The organism is Ruminococcus champanellensis 18P13 = JCM 17042, from assembly GCF_000210095.1.
GTDB classification, from domain to species: domain Bacteria; phylum Bacillota; class Clostridia; order Oscillospirales; family Ruminococcaceae; genus Ruminococcus_F; species Ruminococcus_F champanellensis.
In genome coordinates this window covers 1,722,302-1,738,222 of sequence record NC_021039.1, presented here as the reverse complement: position 1 = coordinate 1,738,222, position 15,921 = coordinate 1,722,302, and the positions used below count along the sequence as shown (strand labels likewise).

The 15,921-nt window shown below is 53.8% G+C and carries 10 protein-coding genes; 2 read left to right on the top strand and 8 right to left on the bottom strand.

Annotated features, from left to right (window positions below; translation table 11 throughout):
* Nucleotides 1-228: 228 nt before the first annotated feature.
* The gene (locus RUM_RS07755; RefSeq protein ID WP_015558588.1) at nucleotides 229-4,035 is read right to left on the bottom strand and encodes an endo-1,4-beta-xylanase; all 3,807 of its coding nucleotides are present in this window, start codon (nucleotides 4,033-4,035) and stop codon (nucleotides 229-231) included.
* A gap of 203 nt (nucleotides 4,036-4,238) precedes the next feature.
* On the opposite strand from RUM_RS07755, the gene RUM_RS07750 reads away from it, so the two are divergent.
* On the top strand, nucleotides 4,239-5,030 hold the full coding sequence (locus RUM_RS07750) for a helix-turn-helix transcriptional regulator (protein WP_015558587.1): 792 nt from the start codon (nucleotides 4,239-4,241) through the stop codon (nucleotides 5,028-5,030).
* Between the two features lie 32 nt (nucleotides 5,031-5,062).
* On the opposite strand, the gene RUM_RS07745 is transcribed toward RUM_RS07750, so the two are convergent.
* Complete coding sequence (locus RUM_RS07745; protein ID WP_015558586.1) at nucleotides 5,063-7,408, bottom strand: ATP-dependent helicase; 2,346 nt, start codon at nucleotides 7,406-7,408, stop codon at nucleotides 5,063-5,065.
* A 225-nt stretch (nucleotides 7,409-7,633) separates the two neighbouring features.
* On the opposite strand from RUM_RS07745, the gene RUM_RS07740 reads away from it, so the two are divergent.
* Nucleotides 7,634-8,965 (top strand): sodium-dependent transporter, encoded by a 1,332-nt coding sequence (locus RUM_RS07740; protein WP_015558585.1) that lies wholly within the window; start codon nucleotides 7,634-7,636, stop codon nucleotides 8,963-8,965.
* Between the two features lie 55 nt (nucleotides 8,966-9,020).
* Here the strand turns inward: RUM_RS07740 and RUM_RS07735 are convergent, their stop codons facing one another.
* The 6 genes from RUM_RS07735 to RUM_RS07710 all read right to left on the bottom strand — a co-directional run bounded on the left by RUM_RS07735 (nucleotide 9,021) and on the right by RUM_RS07710 (nucleotide 15,920).
* Nucleotides 9,021-10,874 (bottom strand): protein kinase domain-containing protein, encoded by a 1,854-nt coding sequence (locus tag RUM_RS07735; protein WP_015558584.1) that lies wholly within the window; start codon nucleotides 10,872-10,874, stop codon nucleotides 9,021-9,023.
* Between the two features lie 179 nt (nucleotides 10,875-11,053).
* Entirely contained in the window at nucleotides 11,054-11,809 is a 756-nt protein-coding gene (locus tag RUM_RS07730; protein ID WP_015558583.1) for a hypothetical protein, read from the bottom strand.
* Nucleotides 11,810-11,819: 10 nt separating this feature from the next.
* Nucleotides 11,820-13,088, bottom strand: a complete 1,269-nt coding sequence (locus RUM_RS07725) for a methionine gamma-lyase family protein (RefSeq protein WP_015558582.1) — start codon at nucleotides 13,086-13,088, stop codon at nucleotides 11,820-11,822.
* Nucleotides 13,088-13,888: a GNAT family N-acetyltransferase gene (locus RUM_RS07720; protein WP_015558581.1), complete on the bottom strand. Its 801-nt coding sequence runs from the start codon at nucleotides 13,886-13,888 to the stop codon at nucleotides 13,088-13,090. The genes RUM_RS07725 and RUM_RS07720 overlap by 1 nt, the downstream gene beginning before the upstream one ends.
* Nucleotides 13,885-14,904, bottom strand: a complete 1,020-nt coding sequence (locus RUM_RS07715) for a M42 family metallopeptidase (protein WP_015558580.1) — start codon at nucleotides 14,902-14,904, stop codon at nucleotides 13,885-13,887. Before RUM_RS07715 ends, RUM_RS07720 begins: the two co-directional genes overlap by 4 nt.
* Entirely contained in the window at nucleotides 14,898-15,920 is a 1,023-nt protein-coding gene (locus RUM_RS07710) for a M42 family metallopeptidase (RefSeq protein ID WP_015558579.1), read from the bottom strand. The genes RUM_RS07715 and RUM_RS07710 overlap by 7 nt, the downstream gene beginning before the upstream one ends.
* Between the last annotated feature and the right edge of the window lies 1 nt (nucleotide 15,921).

The following is a 15,921-nucleotide window of genomic DNA, read 5'->3' as shown; positions in this document are numbered from 1 at the left end:
GCACAGCCTGCATTTATACATAATACTATGGTATAACTTTACCGCATAATTCCGTCTTTGTCAAGGGCAACACCGCATAAAGATTGTGCGGCAGACATACCAACAGTTTTTTCGTCAGATTGCACAGAAACGAAACCGAAATACCAGCGTATTGCACGGGATTTCTGTGTGATATGACGGAAAACTCCTTGTTACATCTGCCGCACAAACTGTACGGTGTCGCTTAAATTATGAGAAGCTCCAGCTGTCGAAGGTAACATCGCCGCTGAATACAAAATACAGATCCTTGTTTCCGCTGACGCTGTTCACAACAGGAACGGTGATCTCCTCCGGCGTACTGCCAGCCTTGATCTCTGCATAGGTGACCACATCGCCGTTTGTTCCGCCGGTGCAAACCTTGATGACTGCGCCGGATTTGGAGCATGCCTTTACAGTCAGAGTCTTTGCGCCGTTGGAGAAGTTCACGCCGGATACCTTTGTCCAGCTGCCCTTGGTTCCGGTCACTGTGGTATCGGACAAGCCGTTTACGGCAATGCCCTGGGACTGATTGGACATAGTCTCAGCCTGAACTGTTGTGTAGGGGTTCAGGGATTCTATCTGCTTTACGCCTGTATGAGAGCCTGCGCAGGTGATGGAGGTGCCGTTTACAGTTGCCTCGCTAATAGAAGGCGAACGATAATTGTAGCCCTTGCCGCCATTGACGCCCATGCGGATCTCCAACTGACGGGTGTGGTAGAGTACGTAATACTTGCCCTTGAACTCAATGATGGAATGGTGGTTGTTCCCATTATTGTCCAGGCCCTGTGCGCCGGTATTCCGGAATACGGGACCCTGGTAGGTGTAGGGGCCAAGGGGATTGGTTGCGGTCATGTAGCCGATGTCGGCACTGTTGAACTTCTGACCGGCAGGTACGCTCCAGTTGTGGCAGAAGGAATAAACCCATGTGCCGTTGATCTTAATAAGACTGGAATCCTCAAACAGATAGGGAGGATTCAAAGTGGTTGGCGTGCCCACGATGGAGGTCATATCAGAGCCCAGTTCCACGATTCGTGCCGTGCCGGGATCTGCGGATTTCCCCTCCGGAACGCCGCCGCCGAATGCCAGATAGCCCTTGCCGGTTTCCTCGTCCACATATACAGCCGGATCAAAGAGCCAGGTCACATTGCCGCAGTTGGGGGTGCTTCTGGAGATCAGTTCCTTGCCAATGGGATCTGTCCAGGGACCCGTAGGAGAATCCGCTGTCAGAACACCGATGCCGGAACCATTGTTCGCAAAGTAGAGGAAGAACTTTTCCTTGCCGTTGATGGTCTTGTGGCATGCATCCGGTGCCCAGGAGCAGGATGCCCACTTGGCAGCGCCATTGGTGGTTCTGCCGTTTTTCCCGGCAACCGGGATTGCGCCGTGATCCGTCCAGTTTACAAGATCAGCAGAGGACAGGCAATTAATGGTGCCTACGTCATAGCTGTTTTCCTTCATATTGCCGTTGGAATCATACTCAAAGGCATCATTGGTGGTGTAAACGTAGATCCGACCGTTGTATTCCATCCAGCCAGGATCTGCACCGAACCGCTGGGTAAAGAGAGGATTGTTCTCCCCATCCTTCTTGAAGCTGGTTGCAGGAGTTACCCCTGCGAACAGCTGCTCCATAGCAACTGTATCAATGGGCTTGGTTTCAATGGGGAATTCCTTGATCTTGCCGATCAGGAAGCTCTGGATCAGTACCGCGTCAGCCACAGTGACATCACCGTCCTGGTTCACATCTGCCGCAAGCTTTGCATAATTGTCTGTAAAGCCCTTGATGAGTCCCCGTCTTTCCAGAGCCAGATCTGCGCCATTGATTTTGCCGTCAAAATTCAGATCCCCCCGGATCACGGTTTTACCTTCCCCAGCGCCCTCGATCACAGTGCCCGCCACTGCGCCGATTGCTTCATCCACATAGAAGTTATTGGAGGTTTCCGCTGTCTCGATATACAGCTGCAAATTGGAGGCATCCGCCGGGATCGTGTAATTGGTGTTGCTCAACTGAATCCACTGTCCCTTGATGGCGTGCCCCTCTGCAACGGTGGAATACTGGGTATCTCCGTTGGCATCCGTATACTGTAACTTCATAAAGAAGGTGTCCGTATCGCCGCCGTCAAAGTACATGACATTAGCGCTGAAGCTGTATGCATTGCCTGGCTGGAATGCACGGGTATTCAGCGTACGGCTTGCGCCGTTCCATGCTGCCGTTCTGCTCTGTACCAGCAATGCCTCGCCGCCGGCATAGGCAGTCCGTCCGCTGGTCATGACCTCTGCGGCACCTCTGCCTTCCCACTCATCCGTATCACCCTCAAAGGTGCTGTGGAAGTACCAGCCGTTCGCATCCGGCTCCACCGGCTTTACCTCGCCGGTATACTTGGTGCCATCCCCCCATTCAGACCGGGGGATCATGGAGGTCAGCGTGGTGTAAGCCAACTTGGGCTGATTGTTGGTATCATAAAGCAGGGGCGTGTTTTCAGATTTGATCCAGGTATTTGCATCATTGGGTCCCCAGATGCACACTGCGGTCACTCTACCGTCGGAGGAAGGATTCTTGTTCCAGTCCATAGCCGCCTGGAAGATCGCCTTGTATTTGTCCGCCTGCTGCTGGGCAGTAAACTTGCCGCTTTCGGTGGAGATATCCAGCTCCGTGATCTGTACATCACAACCGATGGACAAATACTTTTTCATGGCAGTAATGTAGTTGGCTGTACCGGAAAAGCCGCTGGCATCTGCATTGATGTGGGACTGCATGCCTACGCCGTCCAGCAAGCCCTTTTCATACAGGGACTTGCACATATTATAAATGCAGTCACGCTTGTGATCCCAGTACTCGTTATAATCATTGTAGTACAGATCACAGCCCTCCGGCGCATACTTTCTTGCATAGGTAAAGGCTTTTTCTACAAAGCTGTTGCTTCCATAAATCTGTACCCAGGGAGACTTGCCGTTGCCGTAGCCAGGCTCTCTTGCACCGCCGTAATTAGCAGTACGATTAGAATCATCGCTGACGCACTCATTCGCCACGTCATATGCATACAGATTCAGATCCGGATACTGTGTCTTGATGGCATTGAATAAATTCTTGATGTAGCTTTCCATCCGGGCATCCATAGTTGCAGAATTGACATAAGCACCGGACGCATTGAAGCCCTCCTTGAACACCCACTCCGGGCTCTGACTGTGCCATACCAGCGTGTGTCCACGCATGCCGATCTGATTCTGCACGCAGAAGTCCATAATGGCTGCACAGCTGTTGAGAGAGACAGCTACATTTGTACCGCTGGACTGGGACTGTACCATGGTAGCATCCGGCTTTGTTTCGTTTTCGCACTCGATGCTGTTGTAATCCTTGATGATATTTGCTGTGATCGCAGAATTCTTAATGGTTCCGCTGTTGAGAATATTGCCCACCCGGAAGTAATCCGCAAACTCGTCCTTCAGACCCTTTTCAGCAGTTGCTGCATACACGGTCTGGTTATTCTTTTTGCCGGTGACCTTTACATTGTCAAATGCAAAGTCATTGGCGCTTTCGGTGGTAATAGTCAGCCGGAATTCATAGCTGTTCTCCGGTGCCTTGTAGTTGGCGGACAAAGTAGTCCACTCTCCTGCCTTCACCGCCTTGGAATCCAGTTCCACGATGGTCTGCTCATCGGTTTCCTCATCCAGGCAAAGCAAGGACAAGTGGAACACCTCATCCGTGGGACTGTAAACCTCCACGCTGTAGTTGTAGTCCTTGCCGCCCTCCAGGTACAGGCCCTTGGAAGAGCTTGCGCCGTCTGACAGACTGGTTCTGCCGGTTACCAGCATACCCCGGGAACCATCCACGCCAACACCATACTGGGCAGTCAGTTTGACAGCATCCGCATTGCCGTACCAGCCGTCATAGTTGGCCTCAAAGTCATTGCTGACCAACTCTGTGGCATAGGTCTTTGCCGGCATGGGCGGCAGATAGGACAGAACCCCTGCGCAACAGAGCATTGCCGTCATGCCAGCGGCAAATTTTTTAACGTTCATTCATATTCCTCCCCCGTGAAGTTCGACAATATCTTTTCTGATATGTGATCTTTTTTATTGATTATACCAAATGTATTGACCGCCGTCAATGAAGTTTTATGCTGTAATCATTTCAGTTTTGTGCTAACACTATAAAATACAATACGATATTGACAAAGTGTAAACATTGCGTTATGATATGAAGACAACAGGGAGGGATCAACATGCGAATGGATGAACTGGGATATCACCACCGTCACGGATTGGATTTTAACATTGAGCGACCCCAGGGTGCGGGAGACTGGCTCCTGCTTCTGATCAAAACACCAGCAATCTTTCAGATCGAAGGAGAGGAGATCCACGCAACCGCAGGCTCCTACATTTTATATACATCGGAATATCCGCAATTTTACCGGACAGATCCGAAGCATGGGGAATACATCGACGACTGGATGCACTTCGGTCCGGATGAACAGGAACAAGCACTGATCAAGCACTATGAAATTCCTCTGAACAAGCCTGTTTGCCTGGGGGATATCACCGGACTGTCCATGCTGATGCGCACCATGTGTCACGAGTTCTACTCCGCACACACCCACCGGGTGGATACGGTAAACGCTTATTTTCACATTTTGCTCAATAAGCTCCATGAACAACTGGAAAGTCTGGCACCGGTTTCGGTCTTTTCCGAATCCAACTATGGTGAGCGGCTCATGTGGATCCGGGAGTGCATCTTCCGGCGGCAGGGCTACACCTGGAACATTGACGACATGGCAGCGGATCTGTCGCTGAGCCGTTCCCGCTTCCAGCATCTGTACTCGGAAACATTTGGCACAAGCGTCACCCAGGATATCATCACCAGCCGGATCCAATTTGCAACGGAGCTGCTGAAAAACCCGGAAATCCCCATTGAAAAGGTCGCAGAAATGTGCGGTTACGCCAGCGCATCCTACTTTATCCGCCAGTTCAAAGAGCAGACCGGCAGCACACCATCCCAATTCCGGAAAAAGATATAAAAGGGCAGGCTTTGATAAGCCTGCCCTTTGCCTTATATTTTTTTGATCTTGGCGAAATTCGCCATCAGCTTTTTCTTGCCCACCTTGTCGAACTCAATCTCCAGCAGGGCATCGTTTGCCATTTCCCGCACGGTCAAAATCGTACCATCCCCGAAAATGTTGTGGTGGATCCGATCCCCCTGGGCGTAATGGACGCTCTGCTCTCCGGTGCCTGCCTGGGATTTTTGCTTGGCAAGCTGTTGCTGCAGGGAAATAGAATGCACGGCAGTGACCGCCGGTTCCTTCACATTCCGTGCGGAAACCGTATTGTCGTGCTTTTCGATCAATTCCGGGTCGATCTCCTTGAGGAACCGGGAGGTGAGATTCCGGTTGGTGGTACCGAACAGCATACGCTGCGCCGCACTGACCAGATACAACTGCCGCTTGGCACGGGTGATGGCAACATACGCCAGCCGCCGTTCCTCCTCCAGGGATTCTTCGCTTTCCATGCTCCGCACGCCGGGGAAGATCCCATCCTCCATACCGATCAGGAACACGGTATCATACTCCAGACCCTTGGCAGAGTGGATGGTCATCAGAGTCACCGCATCGTCCGCTTCCTCGTTCCGATCCTGATCCGTGTACAGGGAGATTTCCTCCAAAAAGCCGCTGAGCGTAGGCTCCTCTGCCCCTTCCATATAGGTCAGCAGAGTGGATTTCAACTCCTCCACGTTTTCCAGCTTGGTAACGCCCTCATCCCCCATTGCGGTCAGCATCGCCTTATAGCCGGTTTTCTCCAGCAACAGATCAAAGAATTCATCCAAAGGCAGTGTTTCCGCCGCTTCTGTCAAAGCATCAAACATTTTCGCCACACTGCGCAGGCTTGCTGCTTTTTTCGACAGAACCGGATAATCCCCTGCGTTCCGCAGCACCTCCATGGGGGACAGCCCCAGATCCCGGGTGATATCGTCCAGCATGGACAGGGTGGCGTCCCCGATGCCCCGCTTGGGCTCGTTGATGATCCGGCGGAACCGGAGCATATCATTGCTGTTGTCAATGACGCTTAAATATGCGGTAATATCCTTGATTTCCTTCCGGTCAAAGAACCGCATGCCCCCGTATACCCGGTAGGGCACACCGCTCTGCACAAAGGCACGCTCCAGCATATTGGACTGGGCATTCATCCGGTACAGTACCGCATGGCTGCTGTAGGTACTCCCCTGCTGCACATGCTCCAGAATGGTCTGTGCCACAAATTTCGCCTCGTCCATTTCGTTCATGGCACGGTACCAGTAGATCTTGCTGCCCTTGTCCCCCTGGGTCCACAGCTTCTTTTCCTTCCGGGAACGGTTGTGCCGGATCACCGAGTTTGCCGCATCCAGGATCGTACCGGTGGAACGGTAGTTCTGCTCCAGCCGGATCACCTTACTGCCGGTAAACTGCTCCTCAAAATTCAGGATATTTTCAATGGTAGCACCCCGGAATTTGTAGATGCTCTGGTCATCATCTCCCACCACGCACAGGTTCTGATGGGCAGCGGACAGCAGGCTCACCAGCCGGAATTGCGCCTGGTTGGTGTCCTGATACTCATCCACCAGAATATACTTATACTTACTGCGGTACTTTTCCAGTGCATCCGGGAATTCTGAAAAGATCTGCACGGTGAGGCGGATGATATCATCAAAATCCACCGCATTGGATTTCTTCAATCGGTTTTGATACTCCCGGTAGATCTTTGCAATGGCAAGCCGCCGGTAATCCCCGGATGCCTGTGCCTCCAACTGGTCGGGATCCAGGAGCTTGTCCTTGGCACGACTGATCTCTCCCAGAATGGACTTGGGGGGGAACTGCTTTTCGGATATGTTCATATCGGACAGGCAGCCCTTGATGATACGCTGGCTGTCGTCAGAATCGTAAATGGTAAAGCTTCGGTCATACCCCAGCCGTTCGATCTCCTGCCGCAGGATCCGCACGCATGCGGAATGAAAGGTCGCCGCATGTACATCCCGCCCCTGCTCCCCAAGCATAGCTTCCAACCGGGATTTCAGTTCCCCTGCCGCCTTATTTGTAAAGGTGATGGCAAGAATATTCCATGGCCGGATAGGCGCAGATGCAATCACATCCCGCAGCCGGTCAATATCTGTTTCCCTACCATCCACATAGCCCTGTAAAAAATCCAGATCCTCCTGAGAAACCGTCCGCCCACTTTCGTGATAGGCATTTCCGAAGTAAACCATATTGGCGATTCGGTTGACAATAACGGTTGTTTTGCCGCTGCCCGCCCCCGCAAGCACCAGAACCGGTCCGTTGACTGCAAAAACCGCTTCCTGCTGCATTGGGTTCATCTTGCCGAAAAAACGCTCCAATGCTGACCGCTTTAGTTCATCATAGGATCTCATAGATATCAAACAACTCCTCAAAACTCTCAAAAACTGCCTTGAGTCTTCTCCTCTCAATGCATGCCTTTAATTATAGCACATTTTGCTGACTGTGAAAAGCCCCATTTTGATTTTTGTTTATAATTCCTCAACTTTTTTCACATACTATCTGCATACCACGCAGAATGTAGCAGAGCATCTCATCTGCCTTCCTGCGGCATCACAGAAAAGGAGTCGCAACAACCTATGAAACGTGAACAATGGTCCTCAAATATGGGCTTTCTGCTTGCCGCAGCCGGCTCAGCCATCGGATTAGGAAACCTCTGGAAGTTTCCATATGTTGCAGGCAGCAACGGAGGTGCCATCTTTCTGATCCTCTATCTGATCCTGCTGATCCTGCTGGGCGCGCCTCTGCTGCTGACAGAAATGGCTGTGGGGCGTGCCACCAGGCTCAATGCCATCGATGCCTGCAAAGCCATCCACCCACGCTGGGGCTTTGTAGGGGCGGCAGGGGTAGTAGGCGCCTTTGTGATCCTGTCCTATTACAGCGTCATCGGCGGCTGGGTGCTGAAATATCTATTTGCCTATCTCCGACACAGCAGCCTTGGGGATGCGGATACCTATTACACCGGCTTTATCACCAAGCCTCTGGAGCCGGTGCTGTGGCATCTGTTGTTTGCCGCATGCTGCTTTGGGATCGTAGCATTCGGCGTGTCCAAGGGCATCGAACGGATCAGCAAAATCTTTCTGCCGGTGCTGCTGATCACCCTGATCGGCATCGGCGGCTATGCCCTGACTCTGCCCGGTGCCGCACAGGGACTGCGATTTCTGTTCCTGCCGGACTTTTCCCACATTCAAAGCTTTTCCGACCTCGGTACGATTCTGGTGCAGGCAATGGGGCAGGTATTTTTCAGTCTCAGCATCGGCATGGGGACTCTCATCACCTACGGCAGTTATCTGGACAAGCAGGCGAATCTGCAAAAAAATGCAGTCATGATCCCCTTGTTTGATCTCATCATCGCCCTGCTTGCAGGCATCGCCATTCTACCCTGCGTCTTCTCCTTTGGGCTAGAGCCTTCCGCCGGATCGGGACTGCTGTTTCGTTCTCTGCCCTATGTGTTTGACCACATGACCGGGGGCAGGTGGCTTGCCATTGCATTTTTCGTTCTGGTGTTCATCGCCGCCGTCACCTCCGCCATTTCCCTGTTGGAAAGCATCGCCGCCTTTTTTATTGATCGTCTGCATTGGCACCGGATCTCCGCTTCCGGTCTTGCCACTCTGTGCTTTGCCCTCATCGGCGTGGCAAATTCCCTTTCCATGGGAGTATGGAGCGACTTTACCCTGTTCGGCATGTCCTTGTTTGATCTGATGGTATTCCTGTCGGACAATGTGCTGATGCCCATCGGCGGCTTTTTCCTGTGCATCCTGGCAAGCCGGATCTGGGGCTTCCCGAAGCTACTGCAGGAGATTTCCTCAAACGGCACCTACCCAGTACGCTTTCCCAGTATCCTCCGGTGGATCCTCAGATGGATGGCGCCGGCTATGATCCTTGTGATCTTTTTCGTTTCCCTGTTCTGACGCAAAAAGAGCGCCAATCCGAAGATCAGCGCTCTTACTGTGATTTTGTTCAGAATCAATCCGCCTCTTCAATGCCGGGCAAATCCTGTCCCCCATCTCCCGGATTGCTGCCGGGTTGTGCGGGCTGGGACGCAGGCGGCGGTGCAACGGTGGTTTCCGCTGTCGGTGCAGTGGTAGCAGCCGGCGGCGCTGTAGTGGTCACTGCCGGATTGTCCGCATAGGTAATCACAAACTTGTAATCCGTGGTCAGGTCAATGGTTTCACCAGGTTCTACACTGGTCTTGATCACTGCGCCGGTGGCGTAATTGTAGTTGACAGCCGGTGTGGAGGTATGATTCTTGATACCGATCTTTTCGATCTCCGCAATGTAGGCGGAAAGGGTAACGCCCTTGAACTCCGGCACCTTCACCTTGGACGGCCCAAGACTTACCTTTACGTCCAGGGTATCGCCGCTCTTGAAGTCCTCCCCTTCCTTTACGGACTGCCAGATGATCTGCCCTGCCGGATACTCATCGCTGTACTCCTCCGCAATGCAGTTCAGCTCGATCCACTCTGCCAAATCTGCCTTCTTTGCCTTGTAATCCATACCCACTACATTGATCATCACAGAGTCATACTCCTTGGTGGCAGTCACAGCCTCTGTGGTAACGGTGACAATATCACTCAGAGAACTGCTTGTGCTGCTGTTCTGGGAAATCACCTGGGAATCACTGTCCCGGAACACCTTTGCCAGTACCAGGGCAACAATCAGAATCACTGTAATCAGCAGAATCCCGATGATCATAGGTACCTTCACCTTATCAAAGGCGCTGACCGCAGATTTGCCATCCTTCAGATCCTCGTAATCCTCATAGTCTTCGTATACTTCTTCGTCCTCATATTCCGGCTCCGGCTGCGGCTCATATTTGGGAACGGGAGGCGGTGTCACGGCGGTACGCTGGGCAGTTTCCTCCTCCGTCTCCTCAAACAGCCGGGTCACAAGCTCGGTAATGGTCTGGGTACGCTCATCACTGTTCAGCGCCAGACCATCCATAATGGCTCTGGACACATGCACCGGAATGCTGCCGCTCAGCTCATGGGGAGCGCAAAGATTGTCATTGTCCAGCCGACTGGGAGCCTCCGTAGGCATGCAGCCGGTCAGGATCCGGTACAGCACCGCACAGATGCCGTATACATCCGTCCATGTCCCCTGCCTGCCGCTGGCACTGTACTGCTCCGGTGCCGCATAGCCCGGAAACAGCTCCGTCTTCAACTCGGTATTGGCGGTGCGCACAGAGGAGATACAGAACGCAGAAAGCTGCAGATTGCCTTTCTCAGTGACATAAATGGTTTCCGGACTGATGCCCCGATGCACAATGCCTGCGTTATGTACCAGGCTCAGGGTGGTGAACAGAGGCGGGAACATTTTTTTCGCCTGATTCCAGCTCAGCTCTCCTGCATTGTCCTTGAGGAAATCCAGCAGCTTCACACCCTCCGTGTATTCAAACACGGTGTAGGTGGTATTATTCTCTGCAAACAGATCCAGAGTGGGATTGATATGACTCAGATTGCGCATACGGGCAAGGGTCTTGTTCAACTCCGTATACTCCGCCATCAGCGCCTTGTACTGGGCAAGGTTATTATAATTCACACTGATGATCGGCTTGCCCTTGATCCGGGTACAAAGCCCGATGGGCATATATTCACGAATCAGAACCTTGCAGCAGATGACGGTATCGTAAGCCAGATAGGTAGCGCCCTCTCCGTTATGCCCCAGCAGTACGCCGATCAGATAACGCTCCCGCAGCATGGTGCCAGGCGCAATGTAATCCGGCAGATACGGTGTGCCGTCCTGATAGCCGCAGTGGGGGCAGACAACCTGTTCTCCTTTCACTTCCATGCATCCATAGCACAATCTGTTCTCAGACATGTTCCGATTCTCCTTTACAGTGGTTCTTGCAATTCATCCATACGATCACATTGTTCATTGTATCAGTTATGCCGGGGAATGTCAAATTTTCAGCGTCGCAAACCGGCACAGCCGGGATAATTGTATTTATTCTGTAATCTTTTTTATCGTTTCTCAATATTCCCAACCGGATCATGCTCCTATTTTGTAACCTCTTTCTCGAAGGCAAGCAACTCTGTTAAAACATTGACTCTTTCGTCCGAAACTGCAAGCACCTGATCGTCCTGTACCTGTACCCGGATCTGATAACAGAGCATATCCTTGCTGTCTCCGTCCCTGTAGCAGTAACGGAAGCAGTATTCAGCAGCACTGACATCCATCCGGTAGGTGATGGTGTAGGGATCCAGCCCCAGTACGTTCAGCATTTCCGCCTTGGAGGTACCCTTCACCAGATCCGTCAGCAGAATATACCCGGACTTTTTCTGCCCCAGAATGCTGTCCTCCAGCACTGTGTAATTGCAGTACCGGACGGTGGAAAGCCTGCCGGTGGCATCGGAGGTACAGAAGATCGCCCACTGGGGGATCTGAATACCGCACACGGAAACACGCTTCTCGCTTTCCATTAACGCATTGTACTTACCCACATCCGTTAAGTACCCGCAGGCAGGGGTGGTATACAAGGATACATCCGCATGGGACTGGGCATCGGAAAGGGATGCTCCCAGTCGCTCCGACAGCAGCGCCGCATACCGGACCCCGTCATTTCTCCTGTGCCGCAGCACCAGTACGCCCACAAGAATTCCCACTGCGATCAGCAGTACCAACGCTCCGATGAGCCAGAATTTCAGGGAACGCCGCCGTTTCCGGTGAATCTGCTCCACCAGCTGCTCCGAGCCCTCCGGTCGCTTTTTAGATTCCTTCGTTTCCTCCGGGTTGGTTTTTGCATCCTTTTCCATCATTCTTCTCCTACTTCAGAATCAGTCCCCGATCCAGCATTTCCTGTGCCGCCAGCAAAATGCCAATCCTGCCGCTGGCGTAGGTAATGCCGCCCTGCATCCAGACTGCGTATGGTTCCCGCATGGGTGCATCCGCAGAAAGCTCAATGGAAGCCCCCATGGTGAATGCCCCTGCCGCCATGATGACCTGGCTGGTATAGCCGGGCATGTCCCAGGGCTCCGGTGTTACAAAGGCATCCACAGGGGCGCCCTTCTGCACGCCCTGACAAAAGGCGGTCAGCAGCTCCGGAGTGCCAAACCGGATGGCGGTGATGATATCCCCCCGGGTCTCGGACAATGCCGGATAGCTGTCAAAGCCCATGAGCCGGAACAGCTCCGCAGCAAAGGCAGCGGTTTTCAAAGCATTTGCCACTACATCCGGCGCAAAGAACAGCCCCAGGAACATTTCCTTGTTCTGATGCAGGGTACAACCCACTTCCTTGCCCATACCCACGCAGGTGAGCCGATAGGAGCAAAGCTCCACCAGATCCTTTCTGCCGGCAATGTAGCCGCCGGTCTGGGCAATGGATCCCCCTGCATTCTTAATCAGAGAGCCGATGATCAGATCCGCCCCCACAGAGGTAGGCTCCCTGCGCTGGACAAATTCCCCATAGCAGTTGTCCACCATTACAATGGTATCCGGGCTGACCCGGCGCACGGTCTGCACGATCTCCTGGATCTGTTCCACCGTATAGGCAGGCCGCAGGGAATATCCTCTGGAGCGCTGGATATATGCTACCTTTGCCCCGGGCACAGCCTGTGCAATGGCATCCAGATCCGGCAGCCCCCCACCGGTCAAAGGCACCTCTCCATACTCCACGCCGTAATCCATGAGAGAACCGTTCCCGGGGGTGCCGCTGATGCCGATCACTTCCTCCAGGGTATCGTAGGGCTTACCGGTCACTGCCAGCAGCTTGTCCCCGGGACGCAGCACCCCGAACAAAGCAACGGACAGGGCATGGGTTCCGGACACAAAAGTGTGCCGCACCAGAGCATCCTCCGCATCCAGCACCTGGGCATACACCTTATCCAGGGTCTCTCTGCCAATGTCCCCGTATCCGTAGCCGGTACTGCCGTAAAAGCAAGGCTCACTGACCCGGTTTTTGATAAAGGCGGCAAGCACCTTTTCCCCGTTGTAAGCGGCATTGGCGTCGATCTCCGCAAATTTCTGCGCAGCGATCTGCTCCGCCTGTTCCGCAAGCTGCATAATGCGAGGGTCAATCCTGAAAAAATCAGACATTAGTTCAACTTTCCTTTCTGCATGGCTTCCGGGTCATGCTCCGTGCGCTCCAGCACATATTCCGTTTCCAGAGGGCGGAAGCCGATCTCCGTATAGAAGCTGACCCGGATATCCAGTGCCATCAGCACTGCATGCTTTCCGAACTGCTCCAGAAATCCTGCCAGCCAGCGAAGAAACTGCCGGGCATATCCACTGCCTCTGGCAGCTGCACGGGTGGCAACCTGGGCGATCAGCACCTCATTGTCCACATCATACAGGATGGTGGCAGTGGTGGAATTTTTATAAGTAAATACCTTGCTGACCCCTCTGCGGAGCCGATGGGACACATCCGTCAGCCACAGATCATGGGCAATCAGATGGGGGAAGCCCTCCCGGAGGATATCATAGGCATCGTCCAGTCTGGGAGCAAAATCAATTTCGTATTCGTCAAAATCCTCCGGCAACCCGGTGGAGGTCAGTTCAAACACCGTCCGGTGCAGGGGGAGATACCCCTCCGTCTGCATCAGGTACTGCATCAGATTTGCGGTAGTCTCCACCCGGAAAGGCTGATGCATGGCAATGAACATCTGGATTTCCCGGGCAAGCTCCGTCAGATCCTCCTTGGTAGGATCCATATAGATGGTCAGTGTGGCGTTGAACAGCAGCGCATAGCCGGTTCCGGCACCCTCTATGCGGAAAAAGCGGCAGAAATCATACCCCACCCCATAGGCACGCAGATAGGTGTAGATCCATCTGCCGTACCGGTTGGTTTTCAGGCACCCACAATCCAGCTGGGATGCCTCTGTCAGCTGCCGGATCATAGCTGCCGGATCTCTTGCATCATTGCCCCTGCCAGTTGCTCACAGGCGCAAAGATCCTTGTACGCCAACACGCAGGAGGGCGAATGCAGGTATCGGCAGGGTGCGGAAATGGCAAGCGTCCGGACGCCCTTACCGGAAATATGAATGGCGCCGCTGTCATTGCCCCCTGCGATCATGGTCTTGGTCTGCACCGGAATCTGTTCCCGCCGGGCGGTATCGAATGCAAGCCGGTACAGCTCCCGGTCATACAGGGTGCTGCGATCCATAAAGGATACCACAGCACCGCCGCCCAGCCGGCATACCTGCTTTGCACCGGACACGTCCGGAATGTCACTGGCAGTGGTGGTTTCCAGTACAATGGCGTAATCCGGAGCAATGGTATACGCCGCCGCCATCGCTCCCCGGAGACCTACCTCCTCCTGCACCAGGAATGCAAACCAGGTGTCATACTCCGGCTCCTGTTCCAGAAGATCCAGCAAAATGGCACAGCCTGCCCGGTCATCCAGCGCCTTGGAGGCGATCATGCCATCCCCCATGCTCCGGTAGTTGGGCAAAAAATGCACGAAATCCCCGGGACGCACATAACGCTTTGCCTGCTCTGCATCCACCGCACCAATGTCAATGGACAAGGCATCACAGGTGGGTGCCTGATCCCGCTGGGCGGCGGACAGCTTATGCACCGCCTTGGCACCGATGACCCCGGGCAGCGTTGCATCCCCCACCAGCACCTGTCTGCCGATCATAACAAAGGGATCCACGCCTCCTACTGCCCCGAAAGTCAGGCTGCCGTCAGAACGGATACTAGTGACGATCATACCAACCTCGTCCATATGGGCGGAAAGCATCAGCGTTTTCTCCGGGCGCTTTCTTCCCTTGCGCAGCACCAGCAGATTCCCAAGGGGATCCACAGTGCATGTGCCGAGATCGCCAATGGTCTGCTGAATATAGGCACGCACATCCTGTTCATTGCCGGAAGTGCCACACAGGCGGCACAAAGCCTCTAAATGCTTCAGCATGCAGAACACCTCCTAAGATAAGCACACAGGAGCTTTGCGGTCAGTTCCACATCCCGGGTGTCAATAACCTCCACCGGGGTGTGCATGTATTTGAGGGGAATGGACACGGTACATGCCTTTGCGCCCCCCCGTGCCACGCTGAACCGATCCGCATTGGTAGAAGTCAGTCCCTCCATGACCTCCAGCTGATAGGGCAGATTCTCTGCCCGGGCAGCGTCTATGAGGGCATTGCTCACCTCTCTGGACAGGGTGGGGGAAATGCCGATCATGGAACCCTTGCCCAATTCCCCGGTTTCACTGGGCTTATCGTCGGCAGTACAGCCGAAGCTCACATCCACCGCCAGTGCGATGTCCGGATCCACCGTATATGCGGCAATCTTTGCGCCCCGTTCCCCCAGCTCCTCCTGGCTGGAAAAGAGAATGGTCACACTACAGGGCAGTTTCTCCCCCTGCAAAAGCTCCAGCATCCGCAGAATGGCAGCCACGCCGCATCGGTCATCCAGGGCGGCACCAGTCATCCGGTCATCCAGCAGGGGCATGCAGCTGGTGTCAAACTGCACAAAATCCCCCCGGGATACCAGAGCCGAAACCTGCGTCTGGTCATAGCCCGTATCCACTGCCAGATCCTCCATTTTCGGCACGGAAGCATCCTTCCCTCCAGACAAGTGGGGGGGAATGGTGCAGATCACGCCGCCGATCAGCTCCCTGCCATGGATCAGCACGGACTGCGCCGGCATCAGCCGCCGGTCCAGACCACCCACATTGCCGATCCGCAGAAAGCCATTTTCTTCAATATCCGTTACGATCATGCCGATCTGATCGATATGGGCATCAATCAGCACATGGGGCTTGCCAGGCTCCCGGACGCCCAGGTGACCGATCACATTGCCATTTTCATACACCGCATCCGGGCAGAATTCCCGCAGCATCTCCAAAGCGGTCAGAGCTGCCTCTGTCTCATTGCCGGAGACCCCGGACGCATCCGCCAGAGTACGGATCCTCTCGAACAGTTCCATG